The organism is Pilosibacter sp. YYHA0881, assembly GCF_051602715.1.
GTDB classification, from domain to species: Bacteria; Bacillota; Clostridia; order Lachnospirales; family Lachnospiraceae; genus Alitiscatomonas; species Alitiscatomonas aceti.
Genome location: NZ_CP175657.1, coordinates 3,172,572 through 3,189,832 on the forward strand (window position 1 = coordinate 3,172,572; position 17,261 = coordinate 3,189,832).

Annotated in this window: 16 protein-coding genes; 12 read left to right on the forward strand and 4 right to left on the reverse strand. The window is 51.0% G+C overall.

Annotated features, from left to right (window positions below):
• The first annotated feature begins 11 nt into the window (after positions 1 to 11).
• Positions 12 to 824, forward strand: a complete 813-nt coding sequence (locus tag ACI6NM_RS14965) for a hypothetical protein (protein ID WP_262427246.1) — start codon at positions 12 to 14, stop codon at positions 822 to 824.
• Positions 825 to 1,369: 545 nt separating this feature from the next.
• On the opposite strand, the gene ACI6NM_RS14970 is transcribed toward ACI6NM_RS14965, so the two are convergent.
• Entirely contained in the window at positions 1,370 to 1,696 is a 327-nt protein-coding gene (locus tag ACI6NM_RS14970; protein ID WP_262427245.1) for a winged helix-turn-helix transcriptional regulator, read from the reverse strand.
• Positions 1,697 to 1,844: 148 nt separating this feature from the next.
• Here ACI6NM_RS14970 and ACI6NM_RS14975 point away from each other — a divergent pair, with 148 nt between their 5' ends.
• From ACI6NM_RS14975 to ACI6NM_RS15020, 10 genes are all read left to right on the forward strand, one after another.
• Positions 1,845 to 2,246: a pyridoxamine 5'-phosphate oxidase family protein gene (locus ACI6NM_RS14975; protein ID WP_262427244.1), complete on the forward strand. Its 402-nt coding sequence runs from the start codon at positions 1,845 to 1,847 to the stop codon at positions 2,244 to 2,246.
• Positions 2,247 to 2,308: 62 nt separating this feature from the next.
• On the forward strand, positions 2,309 to 2,623 hold the full coding sequence (locus tag ACI6NM_RS14980) for a hypothetical protein (RefSeq protein ID WP_330599933.1): 315 nt from the start codon (positions 2,309 to 2,311) through the stop codon (positions 2,621 to 2,623).
• On the forward strand, positions 2,616 to 2,942 hold the full coding sequence (locus tag ACI6NM_RS14985) for a ferredoxin family protein (RefSeq protein WP_330599932.1): 327 nt from the start codon (positions 2,616 to 2,618) through the stop codon (positions 2,940 to 2,942). The genes ACI6NM_RS14980 and ACI6NM_RS14985 overlap by 8 nt, the downstream gene beginning before the upstream one ends.
• Positions 2,939 to 3,718, forward strand: coding sequence for a protein-ADP-ribose hydrolase (locus ACI6NM_RS14990; protein WP_158358566.1), 780 nt, complete (start codon positions 2,939 to 2,941; stop codon positions 3,716 to 3,718). The genes ACI6NM_RS14985 and ACI6NM_RS14990 overlap by 4 nt, the downstream gene beginning before the upstream one ends.
• Positions 3,669 to 4,538 (forward strand): SIR2 family NAD-dependent protein deacylase, encoded by an 870-nt coding sequence (locus ACI6NM_RS14995; RefSeq protein WP_420361285.1) that lies wholly within the window; start codon positions 3,669 to 3,671, stop codon positions 4,536 to 4,538. The genes ACI6NM_RS14990 and ACI6NM_RS14995 overlap by 50 nt, the downstream gene beginning before the upstream one ends.
• Before the next feature lie 162 nt (positions 4,539 to 4,700).
• Positions 4,701 to 4,838 (forward strand): hypothetical protein, encoded by a 138-nt coding sequence (locus tag ACI6NM_RS15000; protein ID WP_438500994.1) that lies wholly within the window; start codon positions 4,701 to 4,703, stop codon positions 4,836 to 4,838.
• A 112-nt stretch (positions 4,839 to 4,950) separates the two neighbouring features.
• The gene (locus tag ACI6NM_RS15005) at positions 4,951 to 5,775 is read left to right on the forward strand and encodes a tyrosine-type recombinase/integrase (RefSeq protein ID WP_438500995.1); all 825 of its coding nucleotides are present in this window, start codon (positions 4,951 to 4,953) and stop codon (positions 5,773 to 5,775) included.
• A gap of 170 nt (positions 5,776 to 5,945) precedes the next feature.
• Positions 5,946 to 6,431 (forward strand): low molecular weight protein-tyrosine-phosphatase, encoded by a 486-nt coding sequence (locus ACI6NM_RS15010; protein ID WP_262427241.1) that lies wholly within the window; start codon positions 5,946 to 5,948, stop codon positions 6,429 to 6,431.
• A gap of 76 nt (positions 6,432 to 6,507) precedes the next feature.
• Positions 6,508 to 7,650 (forward strand): exonuclease SbcCD subunit D, encoded by a 1,143-nt coding sequence (locus ACI6NM_RS15015; RefSeq protein ID WP_262427240.1) that lies wholly within the window; start codon positions 6,508 to 6,510, stop codon positions 7,648 to 7,650.
• Positions 7,647 to 11,375 carry an AAA family ATPase gene (locus ACI6NM_RS15020; RefSeq protein WP_262427239.1) on the forward strand — a complete coding sequence of 1,243 codons (3,729 nt, stop codon included), beginning with the start codon at positions 7,647 to 7,649 and terminating at the stop codon, positions 11,373 to 11,375. Before ACI6NM_RS15015 ends, ACI6NM_RS15020 begins: the two co-directional genes overlap by 4 nt.
• Positions 11,376 to 11,643: 268 nt before the next feature.
• Here the strand turns inward: ACI6NM_RS15020 and ACI6NM_RS15025 are convergent, their stop codons facing one another.
• From ACI6NM_RS15025 to ACI6NM_RS15035, 3 genes are all read right to left on the reverse strand, one after another.
• Complete coding sequence (locus ACI6NM_RS15025) at positions 11,644 to 13,029, reverse strand: NCS2 family permease (RefSeq protein ID WP_215653179.1); 1,386 nt, start codon at positions 13,027 to 13,029, stop codon at positions 11,644 to 11,646.
• Positions 13,030 to 13,044: 15 nt separating this feature from the next.
• Positions 13,045 to 14,187 carry a M20/M25/M40 family metallo-hydrolase gene (locus ACI6NM_RS15030; protein WP_262427238.1) on the reverse strand — a complete coding sequence of 381 codons (1,143 nt, stop codon included), beginning with the start codon at positions 14,185 to 14,187 and terminating at the stop codon, positions 13,045 to 13,047.
• Positions 14,188 to 14,341: 154 nt separating this feature from the next.
• Positions 14,342 to 15,814: a DUF1846 domain-containing protein gene (locus ACI6NM_RS15035; protein ID WP_158358573.1), complete on the reverse strand. Its 1,473-nt coding sequence runs from the start codon at positions 15,812 to 15,814 to the stop codon at positions 14,342 to 14,344.
• Positions 15,815 to 16,001: 187 nt separating this feature from the next.
• Between ACI6NM_RS15035 and ACI6NM_RS15040 the strand changes: the two genes are divergently transcribed.
• On the forward strand, positions 16,002 to 17,252 hold the full coding sequence (locus ACI6NM_RS15040; protein ID WP_158358574.1) for a putative glycoside hydrolase: 1,251 nt from the start codon (positions 16,002 to 16,004) through the stop codon (positions 17,250 to 17,252).
• Positions 17,253 to 17,261: the final 9 nt, after the last annotated feature.

A 17,261-nucleotide genomic window follows, 5' to 3' on the forward strand; every position in this document is an offset into this window, starting at 1 on the left:
TGACAAACAAAATGAAATATATAGATGCAAGAACACAAGAGTCCTTAAAACAAGGAATAATGGAATTCTTGAATCTTTCGGCAAGTGAGATGATACAGATTTTTATGTCCATTTATGAAGATACAGAAAAGGAGCCATGGGAATGGGTTAGTGATTTCCTTTCTGATAATATGGTAGATGAGGTACTCGAACATATTCAAATGTTTCATCTTTCTCGAAGATTGGAAGGAACTGATCCGAAGAAGAATAACAATTTGGAGCAACTCTTGTTAGAAGATTCTCCGTTATCAAACTTTTTCAAAAAGTATAAAATAACCTTTAAACCGAGCAAAGGTCATATTGACTTGTATTACAAGGACGAACTACAATCACTTGATAATGAATTTAGATATGATGGTGGGAATGTCTGCTATATAAAGTCTAGGCTGGGATACTATAAGAATCAAGATTACTGTGTAAATGGGTTTGCGTTTCGGTCATATTTAGAGAACAATGGTTATTTTTCGTCATTGTCGAGTTGCCCAGAATTGGTAGGAAATATAGAAAGTCTTTTGGGTATTCGTGGAATGGTCACTGATTACTATGATAATAGTAAGTATTATTGTATTGAGTATTTGATACCTATGTCAGATGTGATTTTTGATATGGGAAATCCACCAGAAACAGATTATGGAAAGACAGTAGAATTTTTGAAGCAAGCAATATTAAGATTATATGATGAATGGGTAGGAAGTAGTTTTATTTGTGATGAGAATCTTATATTAAGGCTTTCGGATGATGCCAATATTAAACCAGAGTGGTTTGTGATGGCAGAAGAACTATAATGAACGCATACGATGTTGTGTTCTGTACCCCCCTTTTGTTAAATAATGCACACCCCCATCCGTAGTCTGACCCCCCTTAACTGACTACGATTTGACTACTACACAAGGCATTGATTTGCTCCGTTTTGCATTATTTTGCAAAAAGTGTAGTTTTAGAGAATAAAAATACGATGCTCGGAAAAGCCGATAAAACCTTGCAAAACTCGGCATTACAGGGCATTTCAGAACAGGAGAATTTTATGATTAGAGTTTTATTCATCTGCCACGGCAATATCTTGAAAAGCCTTGAAAAAGCCTGTAAAATCAATAGATTTACAAAGCAAATAGGCACTTACTACACCACTACTACACCATTTTTTCAGTAAGAGCCTTGAATGACAAAATTGTAAATGGAAAAATTTAGCGGCAGCGTCCTTTGAATGGATTGCTGCCGCTTGTGTTAGGGACTAATAATAGAATATCTACCCTAAGCAAATGCTCATGTGCGGTAAAGTAACACACACTCAAAAAGTATCGGGACAAAATGAAATCTGTCCCGATACTTTTTATACGTTTTGGGCTTTATATTCCTCTCCCCAATTCCACATAGCGTCCAAAATCGGTTTAAGGCTCTTACCTAATTCTGTCAGACTGTACTCAACACGTGGTGGAACTTCTGCATAAACCTTTCGATTGACAAGCCCTTTTTCTTCCATATCACGCAGCTGTGCTGTCAATACTTTTTGAGAAACATTCCCTATGGATTTTTTTAATTCTCCAAATCGTTTTGTTCCGGGCATTAAGTCACGCAATATGAGAACTTTCCATTTATCGCCTATCAGCATAAGGGTGGTTTCTACTGGGCAGGCTGGCAAATTTTTTTCGTTTGGCATGGTATCTCTCCTTTTCTATAGTTTCATTTTGGTAATTATAGCACAATTATGTGCTTACTTTACAAAAGGGCTTTACGGAATTATTATAATCTTGCAAACGAAAAATTGCAAACGAAAAAACTTATTTAATATCAGGAGGTCATTTATCATGAATGAAGTTGTGAAATTTTTACAGGAAAATCCCGTACAGTATCTTGCCACAGTTGGTCGTGACGGGAAAGCAAAATGCCGTCCGTTTATGTTCTGCTTTGAGCAGGACGGAAAGCTGTGGTTCTGCACAAATAATACGAAAGATGTTTATAAGGATATTCAGAATAACCCCTATATTGAAGTTTGTGTTTCTTCTCCGGCGTATGCGTGGATTCGCTTGAACGGGAAAGTTGTTTTTGAGAACAACATGGCAGTAAAAGAAGGCTGCATGAACAACCCGATTGTAAAGGGACAGTATCAAACCGCAGACAACCCGATTTTTGAGGTATTCTATCTTGAGGACGCACACGCAGTAATCGCTGACTTTTCCGGCAACCCGCCGAAAGAATATGACCTGTAAATAGCAAGAGCAGCCCTGCGAGCCGATAAGGTTGCAGGGCTGCCCTATATGGAGGACACATCATGACTATCCGAGAATATTTTTCCTTTATTGTGGATGAAATTCATTCCACTGTTATAGCTACTGTAGACGATAACGATCTGCCTGTAACTTGTGCCATTGACATTATGGATTTTGATGAAAATGGTTTGTATTTTTTAACCGCAAAGGGAAAAGGATTTTATGACAGACTGAAAAAACAGGGCTTCATAGCTCTAACAGGAATGAGGGGAAAAGATACCTTATCCTGTGTGGCTGTTTCTGTTCGTGGAAAAGTGCGTGAAGTTGGAACAACACTCCTGCCAACACTTTTTCAAAAAAAATCCTTATATGAATGAACTCTACCCCAGTGTGGAATCCATGTCTGCCCTTACGGTATTTCAGCTCTACGAAGGAAGTGGGGAATGGTTTGATTTATCCAAAAAACCGATTGAACGGGCTGGTTTTACATTTGGAGGCGGAAAAGATAATCAAGAACGTTATTTTGTTACGGATAAATGTATTGGGTGTAAATTATGTTATTCCCGTTGTCCTCAAAAATGTATCGACATAGAAAAAAAGCCTGTTGTGATTCAACAGGAACATTGTTTGCATTGTGGAAACTGTTATGAAATCTGCCCTGTACGTGCAATAGAGAAAAGAGGTGGTAGCTTATGACGCAGCTTGAACGGCTATATCAACTCAATTCTTTTCTCTTAAATGAAATGCCGCAATATAAAAAGCAGGCGCTCTCTTTTGGGAAAGATGAAAAAAATCAATTTCAGCTATTTCGGTCACTTGTAAATGTACGCCCGCCAATGCCAGCGTCTTTTCAATTTTTGAAGATACAGGACGAATATCTGCAAGCAGAGCTTAGGGGCAAAGGGATTACCGATATTGAAAGCTTGACTGCCATTACAGAAGATTTATATTTATGGCAAGGGGATATTACAACGTTAAAATGCGGAGCGGTTGTTAACGCAGCAAACAGTCAAATGTTAGGGTGCTTTTGCCCTTGTCATGGCTGCATTGATAATGCAATTCATACCTTTGCAGGAATACAGCTCAGGCTTGAATGTGATAATCTGATGAAACAACAAGGGCATGAGGAACAGACAGGACAGGCAAAAATCACGCCAGCCTTTAATTTGCCAAGTGAGTTTGTAATTCATACAGTCGGACCGATTATTCAAGGAAAACTCAAACAATCTGACTGTGAACTGCTTGCAGACTGCTACCGTTCTTGCCTGTCACTTGCAGAAAAGAATGGAGTAACCAGTATAGCATTTTGTTGTATCTCAACAGGAGAATTTCATTTTCCAAATGAGAAAGCTGCGGAAATTGCGGTACGGGCAGTTAGGAACTATAAATCTCAAACGCAAAGTAAAATCAAGGTGGTATTTAATGTTTTCAAAGATATGGACGATGAAATCTACCGAAAACTATTCGGATAATATAAAAAGACTAAAACAGGCAATCGACAATGCTGATGCAATTCTAATAGGTGCGGGAGCCGGACTATCTGCATCAGCTGGTTACACTTATGACGGTGTACGTTTTCAGAAATATTTTGCTGATTTCAACCAGAAATACGGGATTTCTGATATGTATTCCGGCGGTTTCTATCCATACGAAACGCTGGAAGAATACTGGGCGTGGTGGTCAAGGCATATTTACTGTAACCGTTACGACCAACCGCAAAACGAAGTGTACCAAATGCTGCTGAAATTGATACATGGCAAAGATTATTTTGTTCTGACGACCAATGTAGACCATTTATTTCAAATCAACCATTTTGATAAAAAGAGATTATTTTACACACAGGGTGATTATGGCTTATGGCAGTGTTCAAAAGCGTGTCATCAAAAGACGTATGATAATGAAACGGCAGTCCGAAAAATGATTGCCGAACAACAGAACATGAAAATTCCTTCCGAACTCATTCCCTATTGTCCTGTTTGTGGCGCACCAATGACAATGAATTTACGGTGTGACAATTCTTTTGTTCAAGACGAAGGCTGGTATCAGGCGAATATCCGATATGAGGATTTTGTCCGCAGACATAAAGTCTCAAAATTGTTGCTTTTTGAACTGGGTGTAGGCAATAACACACCTGTCATAATTAAATATTCTTTTTGGAAAATGACAGTGCAAAATCCTAATGCAATATATTCCTGTGTTAATTTATCTGACGCTTATGCACCAACCGAAATTAAGCGACAGTCAGTATGTCTTGACGGAGATATAGGTACTATTTTGAAAACAGTATCTTGAAATCTTGCTGGAATAGCAAACCCAGCCGAGCCAGTCAACGGCAAGTAAATGGACTGCGCCCACCGTTGACAGCCCCGCCTGTCCTTGCTGGTGGGTAATCAAGGGGCGACAGCAAAAAAGTGCTGCCGCCCTTTCCCATAATCGAAGAAAGGGGGATTTTCCATGACTGAATACGAAGCCTATCTTTTTGTATTACTTCCAGCACTTGACGCAGAAAGAAATCGGAGAACAAAACGGCTGGACACGCAGCACAATCGGGAGGCATATTCAGCTTGTATTGGTGTTTCCGCCGAGGGATGAGAATGACAAGTTTGCTATCTTGCCTTATTTCTGGATTCCGGAAGATACGTTGGAGTTGCGAGTCAGAAGAGACCATGTTCCGTATGATGTCTGGGAAAAACAGGGGTATCTTATGACCACAGAGGGAAATGTTGTTCATTATGGATTTATTGAAAAATTCATAGAAAGGCTGGGAGAGCGTTTCAATATCCGAGAGATTGCATTTGACCGCTGGGGAGCTGTACAGATGGTCTTAATCAATGATTCCAGTAAACGGGATGCAGTGGAGCCAAGCGTGGAGAAGCGATTTCTGGACTTTGTGAAGAATGACGAGACCTATCGTGAGTGCTATGACGGGATGTTTATCCTGTTTAAAACCGGACTTCGGGTTTCAGAGCTGAGCGGACTGACATTGAGAGACATTGATATGAAAGAGCGTACAATCAATATCAACCATCAGCTGCAAACCACAGGACATAAGGGGAAGTACATCGAGGAAACCAAGACCAATGCAGGAACAAGAATCCTGCCGATGACGGAAGAGGTTTATGAAGCATTTCAGAGGGTGCTTGAGAACCGGAAAGCCCCAAAGGTGGAGCAGATCATAGACGGATACAGTGGATTTTTGTTTCTGGACAGACGGGGAAAGGCAATGGTATCGTATCAGTGGGAAAAGCGTTTCCAGCGTGCAGTTGAGAAGCACAACAAAGAGAATAAAAGGAAGCTGCCGAAGATTACCCCTCATATCTGCCGCCATACCTACTGTACGAATATGGCGAAGAGCGGTATTAGTCCGAAAACGCTGCAATATCTGATGGGGCATAGTTCGATTGAAGTGACGATGAATGTGTATACCCATCTGGGTCTGGCAGACGCAAAAAGAGAAGTAGACCGGCTGGAGGCAATGAAGGAGATCAACGAAAAAGAACAGGCAGGAAAATGGTTCCGGATGGCATAGTCCGGAATCTTTTTTGCTTGAAATCCATATGGACAGAGAATTTACCTGTGAATTTACTTTTTTTGCTGGCCTAGATATGCGAAGATATGCTATACTATGCCTACATATAGTATTAGGGCAAATGCTTTGAAATGTAGAGAATACAAGGAAAAACGAGGTTATACCAGGATATGAAACGATATGTCAGAGTGTTATTTATTTGCCACGGCAACATCTGCCGCTCCCCCATGGCAGAGTTCGTTTTAAAGGATATGGTATCCAGGCGGGGCATGGCCGATCAATTTGAGATCGCGTCGGCGGCCACCAGTACAGAAGAAATATGGAATGGGGTAGGAAATCCGGTTTATCCGCCGGCAAGAGAGGAACTGGCAAAGCACGGGATCCGCTGCGACGGCAAGCGGGCCGTCCAGCTAAAGGCGGCGGATTATGATCATTATGATTATCTCATCGGCATGGATTCCATGAACATCAGAAATATAGAACGCATGACTGGGCACCGCAGCGGGGATAAGATCAGAAAGCTGCTTGAGTTTGCAGGCTCCACAGCAGATTGCCGGGATCCCTGGTATTCCGGGGCGTTTGATGAAACGTACAGGGATGTGGTCACTGGATGTACGGCATTCCTGGAATATCTGGAAAGAGAGGGCAGGATCTGATGGAAGATCCTGCTGTTGACCAGAGGAAGGCCTGCTTTCCTGATTGAAAAGAAAACAGCTGAGGAGGTTTGCGCGTATGAAATTGCTGCATCTTTCGGATCTCCATATTGGAAAACGGGTGTATGAGTTTTCCATGCTGGAGGATCAGAGGTATATTTTAGATGAGATTCTGGGGATCGTGGACCAGGAGAGGCCGGACGGCGTTCTCCTGGCCGGGGATATTTATGATAAGACCGTGCCGTCCGGGGAGGCAGTGCAGGTGCTGGACGGATTTCTGACGTCTCTGGCGGACCGGGGGATCCCGGTTTTTCTGATCAGCGGAAATCATGACTCTCCGGAACGGATCGCTTTTGGGGCAGAGATCATGAGCGGCCGCCGGGTGTATGTATCTCCGGTGTACGACGGAACAGGAAGGAGCATTGTTATGGAGGACCAGTACGGTCCGGTGACCATATGGCTCCTTCCTTTTCTGAAGCCGGCGGCAGTCCGCCATGTGTTTCCGGACCAGGAGATCGGGACGTATGAGGAGGCGGTCCGGACGGCGGTGGATCACCTGGATGTGGATACGGGAATGCGGAACGTACTGGTGGCCCATCAGTTTGTGACGGGAGCCGTCCGGTGTGAGTCGGAGGAGGTTTCGGTGGGCGGCCTGGATCAGGTGGGCGTATCGGTGTTCGCTCCCTTCGACTATGTGGCCCTGGGCCATATCCATGGTCCCCAGCATGTGGGACGGGAGACGGTGCGCTACTGCGGAACGCCGCTGAAATATTCATTCTCAGAGGCGTCGCAGGAGAAGTCAGTGACTGTAGTGGAACTTTTTGAAAAGGGAAATATAAAGATCTCCCAGATCCCTTTAAAGCCGCTGCGGGACATGAGGAAGCTCCGGGGGACATATATGGAGGTGGCCAGCCGGGAATTTTACAGGGAGATGAACACAGAGGACTATGTCCAGATCACGCTCACGGACGAGGAGGACATTCCCGAAGGGATCCAGAAGCTGCGGGCAGTTTATCCGAACCTGATGCGGCTGGAGTATGACAACCGGAGGACTAGGGAGGACCGGGAGATGGAAGCTGGGGATCATGAGAAGGAGAAGACTCCCATGGAGCTTTTTGAAGAGTTTTATGAGCTTCAGAATAACCAGCCCATGAACCATGAGCAGAAGGAGCTGGCAGAATATATGATACAAAAAATACTCAGTGGGGAGGCGGGAGCATGAAGCCCGAAAAACTGATCATCAGTGCCTTTGGCCCTTACGCGGCGGAAACAGAGGTGGATTTCACAAAGCTGGGGGACGGCGGCCTGTATCTGATCACCGGAGATACCGGTGCAGGCAAGACGACGATCTTTGACGCTATCACCTTTGCGCTCTTCGGAGAGGCCAGCGGGGCCGTCCGGGAGGCCGGTATGTTCCAGAGTAAGTATGCAAAGGCCGGGACACCGACTTTTGTGGAGCTGACGTTTTTAAGCCATGGAAAGCGCTACCGGGTCCGCCGGAATCCCGAATACGTGCGTCCCAAGGAACGGGGCCAGGGTGTTACGACCCAGGCGGCCAGGGCGGAGCTGTATTTTTATGACGGCAGGCAGCCTGTGACAAAGACGGGTGAGGTGACCCGGGCTGTGGAGCAGATCCTGGGCTTTAATTATGGGCAGTTCACCCAGATCGCCATGATCGCCCAGGGGGACTTTCAGAAGCTCCTTCTGGCAGATACGGCAGAGCGGGGAAAGATTTTCCGCCAGCTGTTCCATACGGAGCTTTTTTCTGACCTGCAGAACCGTCTCCGGGAGGAAAAAAATGCCTGTGATGCGGAATACAGGGAGATCCGCCGGAGCATTGCCCAGTCTCTGGATGGGGCGGACTGCTCGGGGGAGCCAGACCTGGAGGAACGGCTGTCGGAACTGAGGAAGGTGAAGTTTGAGGGCCAGGTGGAGGCAGGGCTGGAGCTTTTAAAGGCACTGACAGACCGGGGAAGTGGGCGTCTGAAAAATCTGGACGCCCGTCTGGAGAAGCTGGACGGCCAGATACGGGAGCAGGCCGCATACCTGGAGAAAGTGCGCCAGAATGGAAAAAGAAGGAAGGAGCTGGAGGAGAGGAAAAAGGAGAGAGAACAGTTCCTTCCGGTACTCCAGGCAGCGGCCGGCGCCTGGGAGGAGGCGAAAAGCTCCGGGGATGCAGTGCCGGAGCTGGACCGGATGATCCAGGAATGTACGGAATGGGAAAGGCAGTATGGGGGCCTGGAACAGGATCAGTCCCGTCTGGCCGGTCTGGACCGGAGACGGGAGGAGGAAGCCGGGGGACTGGAACGCCTTCTGAAAAGGCAGGCGGAGCTGGACCAGGAGCTTCTGGCTGAAAAAAGGGAGATCCGTTCACTCTCTGAAGCAGATGGAGAACGGGAACGTCTGCTGGGACGTCAGACAGGACTCCAGAACAGAAGGAACGGACTGGAGGGGAAATTTTCCCAGTGGAAGGAGGTCCGGGAGCAGCTTGCCGGGAACCGGGAGCGGCTTTCAAGGCTTTCGGAGCAGGAGGCCGGAGAGCGGGAAAGAAAGGATGCCCTGGAGCAGAGCTTTCTGGAAATGGAGGGAGCAGAGACCAGGGAGCAGGCCATGGTCCATGAGGCAGAACGCTGCACAGAGCAGAGGCGGAAGCTGGACCTTCTGGACCGGGGCATCCGGGATGGGAAGGAAAGGCTGTGCCGGGCAGAGGATTCCTGGAAGCAGGCTGGGGAGCAGTGGAAGGCTGCCCAGGCGGATCAGTCTGCCCTAAAGGAGATGGGAAAAAGGCTCCATGAAACGGAGCTTTCACTGGCAGCCTGGAAGCAGGAGGAGCTGAGGCTGACGGAGAGGCTGGCTTCAGTGAAGCAGTTTTATGGAAGGATGGAAAAGCTGGACGCCATGTTCCAGGAGCTGGAGCGGGCCCAGAAGGAGTATGAGCAGGCGGCTGCCGTTCATGGAAGAGTCCAGGAGGATCTCGGGATCATGGAGCAGCTTTTTTATGACGCCCAGGCAGGGCTTCTGGCCAGAAATCTGACAGAGGGAGAGAAATGTCCGGTCTGTGGTTCTGTCCACCATCCGGAACCGGCCAGGCTTTTAACGGGAGCGCCCGAAAAGCCAGAGCTGGACAGGAAAAAGAAGGAGGCGGACCGGGTCAGACAGGCCATGATCGAGGCCAGCGCGGCGGCCATGCAGGGCGGCCTGCGGCTTCGGGAAGAGGAGGAGAGCCTGAGGGCAGAGGCAGGGGAGCTGTTTGACATGGCCATATCCTGCGAAGACCGGGAATGGAGGACGTTTTTCCAGAGCCGGGCAGCCGCAGAGATCAAGGCTGCAGAGACAGCGCTGGATGCAGGGAAGGAGCAGGCGGGAGCCATGATCCAGCTCCTGGAGCAGAAATCCAGGGTGGAACAGGAGAATGCCAGGCTGGAGACCACGCTTCCAGAGCTCCAGAAGGCAGAGGAAAGGGCCAGGGAGACTGTGACGGCTGCGGAAACGGCACTTTTGGGCCTTCGTGACCAGCGAAAGAGCTTCCTGGAGGAGCTGGGGCTTCCAGACAACGGGGAGGCTTTTGAGGAACTGTCCCGGCGGTGCAGGGAGAAAACGGATGCGCTTTTAAAGGCCCGGGAGGAAACCGCCTGTTGCCGGAGGCTTCGGGAGGAGCGCCTGGAGCTCCAGAAGCGGCTGGAGGCTGTCCAGAGGGAGCTGGCAGAAAAACAGCAGGAGGAGTCTGCCGGCATGGGCCGGCTGGAGGCATTGGAGGATCAGATCCAGGCGGAGCTGGAGCTTCCGGGGACCGAAGCCGGTCTGAAATCTGGGAAAGCGATGGAAAACGAGCTGGAGGATCTGGATGCGGCGCTTTCAAAGATCCGGGCGGAGCTGGAGGAGAACCGGAAAAAGCTGCTGCGGAGAGAGCAGCTGGAAAAGGCGGCAGAGGAAACGGAACGGCTGTCCGGAGACTGTCAGAAACAGGCCGGGGATAAGAGACTTCTTCTGGCCCGGATGGATGCGGAGCGGGCCGGTCTTCTGGGCTCCATAGAGGAGAAAAAGGCGGCTTTGGGAGCTCTTACCAGGGAGGAAAACCGGAGAAAGGGAGAGGAGGCCCGGGAAAAGAAGCGGGCTGTATCGGAACAGACCGCAGAGGCAGAACGGGCATATCTGGAATGTATGCAGAAGGATGCCGGCCTCCGGGAAGCAATAACAGCCCTGGAGGGACAGACGGATCGCATGGTCACGGAGAGCGAGGCAGATGCCGCAGAGGCACTGGGACAGAAGGAGAGGGAAAGAGAGACAGCCCGGGAGGAAAGGACCAGGCGGTATGCGGAATATGAGAACAACCGCCGGATCTACGACGCTGTTTTAAAAAGCCGGGACGCCATGGTGAAGGCAGAGAGACGCTACATCTGGGTGAAAGCCCTTTCGGATACGGCCAATGGGAATCTGGCCCAGAAGCATAAGATCGAGCTGGAGACGTATGTGCAGATGGCGTACTTTGACAGGATCCTCCGGAAGGCCAATGTGCGGCTCATGACCATGACCGGCGGCCAGTATGAGCTGGTGCGGAAAAAGGACCAGGACACCAGGCAGGGAAAGGTGGGGCTGGATCTGAATGTGACTGATCATTATAACGGAAGCCAGCGCAGTGTGAAGACGCTTTCCGGCGGAGAGTCGTTCATGGCGTCCCTTTCTCTGGCCCTGGGGCTTTCTGATGAGATCCAGGCCAGGGCCGGAGGGATCCAGCTGGATGCCATGTTCGTAGACGAGGGCTTTGGTTCCCTGGATGAGGAGGCCTTAAACCAGGCGGTGAAGGTATTAAACGGTCTGGCCGGAGGAAACCGTATGGTGGGGATCATTTCCCATGTGGCGGAGCTAAAGGAACGGATCGACAGGAAGATCGTTGTGAAAAAGGACCGGACCGGAGGCGGGGGTGGAAGCAGGATTGAGGTGGGGTGAAGGCCATGCGGGGGTGCAGGTCCCGGAACGGGTCAGGAAATCCGGGCTGGTTTCGGGGCCGGGTACATCCAGGGCCCCTGCAAATGCCCGGCTTTCCTGGCCCGTTCCGGGCGGCAGAGACGCTGGCTGTGTGAGGGAGGGAAAGGAAAAGGGATAGAGAGAAGCCGCAGAAGGGGCCAGTGTGGCGAGGCTTTCTGCGGCTTTCGTTGTGTGCTTTTGGCGTGCTTCCGGTGCCTTTGGGTTTTGGGGCTTCCGGGAGGTTTTTGGTTTACATGAAGATGTATTTCAGGATGAAGAGCAGCGCCAGGACGTACATCATGGGGCTGATCTTTTTGGCCCTGCCGGTGACGGCGTTGACGGCCACATAGGAGATAACTCCCATGGAGATGCCTTCGGAGATGCTGTAAAAGAACGGCATGGCAGCGATGCAGATGAAGGCGGGGATGCCCTGGCCGGGATCCTTAAAGTCGATGTCGCTGACCGCGCCCACCATGTAGAAGCCTACGACGATGAGGGCCGGGGCCGTGGCGAAGGACGGGATCGCCAGGAAGACCGGGGACAGCAGCAGGGACAGGAGGAACAGCACAGCGGTGGTCAGGGAGGTAAGTCCGGTGCGGCCGCCCTCGGATACGCCGGAGGCGCTTTCTACGAAGGTGGTGACTGTGGAGGTACCTAACATGGCTCCGGCGGTGGTGCCGATGGCGTCTGCCATGAGCGCGCCTTTGATCCGGGGGAGCTTTCCGTCTTTGTCCAGCATATCGGCCTTGGAGGCCACGCCGATCAGTGTTCCTATCGTATCAAAAATATCTACAAACAGGAATGCAAAGATAATTACGGCAAATTCCAGGAGCGGCACCCCGTCCAGGCTGAACTTACAGAAGATCGGAGCCAGGCTGGGGATGGAGATCCCGTTGGAGAAATCCGGAAGCAGGCTGTAAAAGCCCAGGTCCGGGTTGGGTACGTAAAGTCCGGCAAACTGGCAGATCACGCCAAGTCCCCAGGTGATCAGGATCCCCCAGAGGATATTGCCCTTGATGTTTTTTACCACCAGGACAGCAGTGATGATCACGCCGATGATGGCCAGCAGGACAGTGATCCCGGCGTCGCTCATGGAGGCGGTCAGTCCCTCTGCCAGGGTCTCGTTATAGCCCTTCAGGGAGAACAGGCCCACCAGGGTGGAGCCGCCGATGACGATCTTCGCGTTCTGCAAGCCGATGAAGGCGATGAACAGGCCGATGCCCACGCTGACGGCCTTTTTCAGGTTGAAGGGGATGGCGTTGAAGATAGCCTCCCGGATATTGAACAGGGACAGAAGGATGAAGATCAGCCCCTCTGCCAGGACGGCTGCCAGAGCCACCTGCCAGGAATAGCCCATGCCCAGGACTACCGTATAGGCAAAGTAGGCGTTTAAGCCCATGCCGGGTGCCAGGGCAAAGGGGTAGTTGGCAAACAGGGCCATGCACAGGGTTCCCAGGAAGGAAGCGATGGCGGTGGCGGAAAAGACGGCCCCATGGTCCATTCCGGCAGCGGAAAGGATGTTGGGGTTTACAGCAAGGATGTAGGCCATGGTCATGAACGAGGTGACTCCGGCCATGACCTCCGTTTTTACGTCAGTGTGATTTTCTTTTAAGTGAAAGATTCTGTCAAGATCCATGATATCCTCCGGTCATTAATTCATATACGTCATCATAAAGGCAGCCACGATCTCCATTCCCATATGAAGATCCTTTACGTTCAGGAACTCCTCACGGGTGTGAGCGCCGGTTCCCATATGTCCGCCAAAGCAGAGGGAGGGAACGCCGGTGGAAAGCGGGATGTTGCAGTCGGTGGAGCCGGATTCGCATTCCACGCGCTTTCCGGTGAAGGCCTCGATGATGTCTAAGGCTTTGTTCACCAGGGCCTCCTGTTTTTCCTGGTCCACGTCTCCGGTGCAGGGACGCTCTCCAAGGAGCTCCAGATCCACGGAAACCTTATCCATGTTTCTGTATGCGTCCACAACGGACAGGAAGTATTTGCTCATGGCCGCCAGGCTTTCGCGCACGTCGGAACGGTATTCAAACCGCATCTCTGCGTACTGGGCGATGGTGTTGATTGATGTGCCTCCGGTGATGGTGCCCACGTTGTAGGTGCTTTTTCCCGGCGCCGGAACCTTATAGGAATAAAGGGTATCGATCATGGAGGACAGTACCTGGATGGCGTTCAGGTTGCCGAATTTTCCATAAGAGTGGCCGCCCTCGGTATGTACGCCCACACGGTAGCGCAGGGAGCCCACAGCGCCGGTGACCACGGAATCGTAGGAGCCGTCCAGAGCCACATGGACAGCGATCTTTCCCTCATAGTCCTTCATTAACTGGCGTACGCCCTTCAGATTCCCAAGTCCCTCTTCTCCGGAGCTGGCAACGAAGAGGATGCCGCATTTGGGAACATAGTTGTTTTTGGTGAACCATGCGGCTAAAAGCATCATAATGGCCAGATTGGATGTATTGTCGCCCACACCGGGACACCGCATGATGTCGCCGTCATAGACCACATCAAAGGGCTCCATATCCGGGAAGACCGTATCGGAATGGGCAGTGAAGGCCAGAAGGTCCTTCTGGGACTCGCAGTGGAACGGGTAGATCACATTTAAGGCGCTGTCGATGTAAGAGCCTTTGCAGCCCTCTTTTTCAAACCAGTCCCGGATAAACTCCGCCCGAAGCTCCTCATGATTGGATGGGGCCGGGATGCGGCATAAGGTGTCTAGAAGCTTTACCAGTGTGTCCTGGTTCTGGGCGATGTAGTCCTTCAGTTCCTTTGGCAGAAATTCGTTCATGTTGTAACCCTCCTGATTGTATTTGATATGGGGAAGGATCTTCCCCTCTGCTTCCAGACGGCTCTGCACCTGCCGTCCGGCGGCATGAGATCTATAAAACGGTCCGCCAGGTCCGAGGGCCTGGCGGACCGTCATAAGAAAACGCAGAAAACTGCTATTTCTTATCCTCCTGGACTGGTTCGCACGTCAGCTCGATCCCCAGTTTTTTAAAGATATTGGTGTCCACATCCGATAAAAGGACAGAGGTATGGACCTGGCAGCCTCTGAGCTTTGGAAGCTGTTCCAGGGCTGTTCTGGCATTCTGGTCCGTGGCGGCGCAGGTGGACAGTGCGATGAGGACCTCATCGGTGTGGAGCCTGGGATTGGTGCTTCCAAGATACCGGACCTTCAGCTCCTGGATGGGCGCAATGGATTCGGGCGAGATGAGATCCAGGTCATGGTCAATGCCGCCCAGTTCCTTGATGGCATTTAAAAGAACGGCAGCGGAAGCCCCGAGGAGCTCCTTGGTCTTTCCAAGGACGATCTTTCCATCGGGCAGCTCCAGGGCCGCGGCTGGAGCTCCAATGGTCTGGGCCAGAGAAAGGGCAGCCGGGACCACCGGACGGTCATTGGGGGTGATCTTTGCCTGCTTCATGATCAATTCGATCTTGTAAGCCTCGCTTCTGGCGGATTCATCGTCCACGATCTTTCCCAGGGCCTGGTAATAGCGGCGGATGATCTCCTGGCGGGATGCCTCCCGGCAGGCCTCGTCGTCCATGATGCAGAAGCCGTTCATGTTGACGCCCATATCCGTGGGGGATTTATAGGGGCACTCTCCGAAGATCCCCTCAAAGATGGCGCTTAAGACCGGGAAGATCTCCACATCCCGGTTGTAGTTGACCGTGGTGGTACCATAGGCCTCCAGATGGAAGGGATCGATCATGTTTACGTCGTTGAGATCGGCCGTGGCCGCCTCATAGGCCAGGTTCACCGGATGCTTTAAGGGCAGGTTCCAGACAGGGAAGGTCTCAAATTTCGCATAGCCGGCCTTGATGCCCCGCTTATTTTCATGATAGAGCTGGGAAAGGCAGGTGGCCATTTTCCCGCTTCCAGGACCGGGAGCCGTTACCACCACCAGAGGCCGTTCTGTCTCGATATAGTCGTTTTTTCCAAAGCCGTCGTCGCTGACGATCAGGGGGATATTGCTGGGATAGCCGTCGATGGTGTAGTGGCGGTATACACGGATCCCCATTTTTTCCAGCTTTGTCTTAAACTGGAGGATGGCCGGCTGGTCGGAGTAGTGGGTGATGACTACGCTTCCCACATAGAGCCCCCGGTCCGTAAAGGCGTGGATGAGCCGCAGAACGTCCACATCGTAGGTGATGCCCAGATCGTAGCGGATCTTGTTTTTCGTGATATCGGCGGCGCTGACGGCAATGATGATCTCCGCCTGATCGGAAAGCTGCATCAGCATCCGCAGCTTACTGTCGGGCTCAAAACCCGGAAGCACCCGGGAGGCATGGTAGTCGTCAAAAAGCTTTCCACCGAATTCCAGGTACAGTTTATCTCCAAACTGGCTGATCCGCTCACGGATGTGATCGGACTGCATGGCCAGATATTTGTTGTTGTCAAATCCTAGTTTTCTCATGTTTCTTTATGCTCCTCCTCCTGTGATCTGCCATAGATTTTCACATACATTCCTATTATCGTACAAAAAGGAGGTTTTGAACAGAGGTTTTTTGAATTTTTTTCTTTCCTAAATGCCCATACTTATGTTAGTATAGAGATAACGGAAAAAAATACGCAGAAAGCTGCTTGTGAAAAGGAACGATACGATGAAAAAATGGTTATTTGCATTTTCCATGGCCGGTCTTCTGGCCCTGACCGGCTGCTCCAGGCCTGCACCGGAGGAAGAGACCAGTCCGGCGGAGACAGAAACCGTGGAGGAGGCTCCTGTTGAGGAGGAGACCAGCGGGATCAAGGTCATTGAAAATGTGGGACCGGATAAAAACAGGACTGTATCCTTAAGGATCGTGGATGAGAACAATCCGGCGCTGCCTGGAAGGGAAGCTGTGAAGGTACGTGGGATCTATATTTCCGGCCCCATGGCTGGAAGTACGGAGCTGTTCCAGAATATTTTAGACAGCGCCGCCGGGACGGAGATCAATACGGTGGTCATTGACTTTAAGGATGACCAGGGCCGGATCACCTGTCCGGTGGATTCGCCGGTGGCATCGGAGATCGGCGCCTGCCGTCCCTATGTCCAGGATATGAAGGAACTCATCGCATCTTTGAAGGAACGGGGCCTGTATGTGATCGCCCGGGTGGTGGCCTTCAGGGATCCCTGGCTGGCGGAGAAAAAGCCGGAGTGGAGCCTGCATCTGGCTGATGGGAGCCTTTACAGGGACCGGCAGGGGATGGCCTGGGTGGATCCCTACCGGAAGGAGGTCTGGGACTACCTGGTGGAGGTGGGAACGGAAGCAAAGGAGGCCGGCTTCGACGAGGTCCAGTTCGATTACATCCGGTTTTCCACCGAGGGGACCATGAGGGATGTGGTCTTTGACGAGGCGGTGACCGGAGGGCGCAGCAAGACCGACGTGATCACGGAATTTGTAAAGTACGCCTATGAAAACCTGGCTTCCCAGGGGCTTTTTGTGTCCGCCGACGTATTCGGAACGATCATCGGCAGCGACATCGACGCCCAGGCCGTGGGCCAGGTCTATACGGAGATGGCCAAGCATCTGGATTATATCTGTCCCATGATCTACCCGTCCCATTACGGGCCGGGGAATTTTGGCCTGGAGCATCCGGATACCATGCCCTATGAAACTGTGCTGGAGGCGCTTAAAAAGTCCCAGATGGTCATGGACCAGGCGGCGGAGGCCGACGGCCATGTGAGCAGCCAGGCCATTGTCCGGCCCTGGCTCCAGGATTTCACAGCCTCGTACCTGGGGGAAGGAAACTATATCCCCTATGGATATAATGAGGTCCAGCGGCAGATCCAGGCCGTAAAGGACGCCGGCTACGATGAGTGGATGCTGTGGAGTGCCGCCAACCGGTATCATTTTAAGGAAGAGGCCCAGTAGGGAGGAGCA

Coding starts and splice junctions, on each gene's coding strand:
- ACI6NM_RS14965 (WP_262427246.1), top strand. CDS start 12: ATGAAATATATAGATGCAAGAACACAAGAGTCCTTAAAACAAGGAATA.
- ACI6NM_RS15025 (WP_215653179.1), bottom strand. CDS start 13,029: ATGGATCTTGACAGAATCTTTCACTTAAAAGAAAATCACACTGACGTA.
- ACI6NM_RS14990 (WP_158358566.1), top strand. CDS start 2,939: ATGACGCAGCTTGAACGGCTATATCAACTCAATTCTTTTCTCTTAAAT.
- ACI6NM_RS15030 (WP_262427238.1), bottom strand. CDS start 14,187: ATGAACGAATTTCTGCCAAAGGAACTGAAGGACTACATCGCCCAGAAC.
- ACI6NM_RS15035 (WP_158358573.1), bottom strand. CDS start 15,814: ATGAGAAAACTAGGATTTGACAACAACAAATATCTGGCCATGCAGTCC.
- ACI6NM_RS15010 (WP_262427241.1), top strand. CDS start 5,946: ATGAAACGATATGTCAGAGTGTTATTTATTTGCCACGGCAACATCTGC.
- ACI6NM_RS15015 (WP_262427240.1), top strand. CDS start 6,508: ATGAAATTGCTGCATCTTTCGGATCTCCATATTGGAAAACGGGTGTAT.
- ACI6NM_RS15020 (WP_262427239.1), top strand. CDS start 7,647: ATGAAGCCCGAAAAACTGATCATCAGTGCCTTTGGCCCTTACGCGGCG.
- ACI6NM_RS14985 (WP_330599932.1), top strand. CDS start 2,616: ATGAATGAACTCTACCCCAGTGTGGAATCCATGTCTGCCCTTACGGTA.
- ACI6NM_RS14980 (WP_330599933.1), top strand. CDS start 2,309: ATGACTATCCGAGAATATTTTTCCTTTATTGTGGATGAAATTCATTCC.
- ACI6NM_RS15005 (WP_438500995.1), top strand. CDS start 4,951: ATGACCACAGAGGGAAATGTTGTTCATTATGGATTTATTGAAAAATTC.
- ACI6NM_RS15000 (WP_438500994.1), top strand. CDS start 4,701: ATGACTGAATACGAAGCCTATCTTTTTGTATTACTTCCAGCACTTGAC.
- ACI6NM_RS14995 (WP_420361285.1), top strand. CDS start 3,669: ATGTTTTCAAAGATATGGACGATGAAATCTACCGAAAACTATTCGGAT.
- ACI6NM_RS14975 (WP_262427244.1), top strand. CDS start 1,845: ATGAATGAAGTTGTGAAATTTTTACAGGAAAATCCCGTACAGTATCTT.
- ACI6NM_RS14970 (WP_262427245.1), bottom strand. CDS start 1,696: ATGCCAAACGAAAAAAATTTGCCAGCCTGCCCAGTAGAAACCACCCTT.
- ACI6NM_RS15040 (WP_158358574.1), top strand. CDS start 16,002: ATGAAAAAATGGTTATTTGCATTTTCCATGGCCGGTCTTCTGGCCCTG.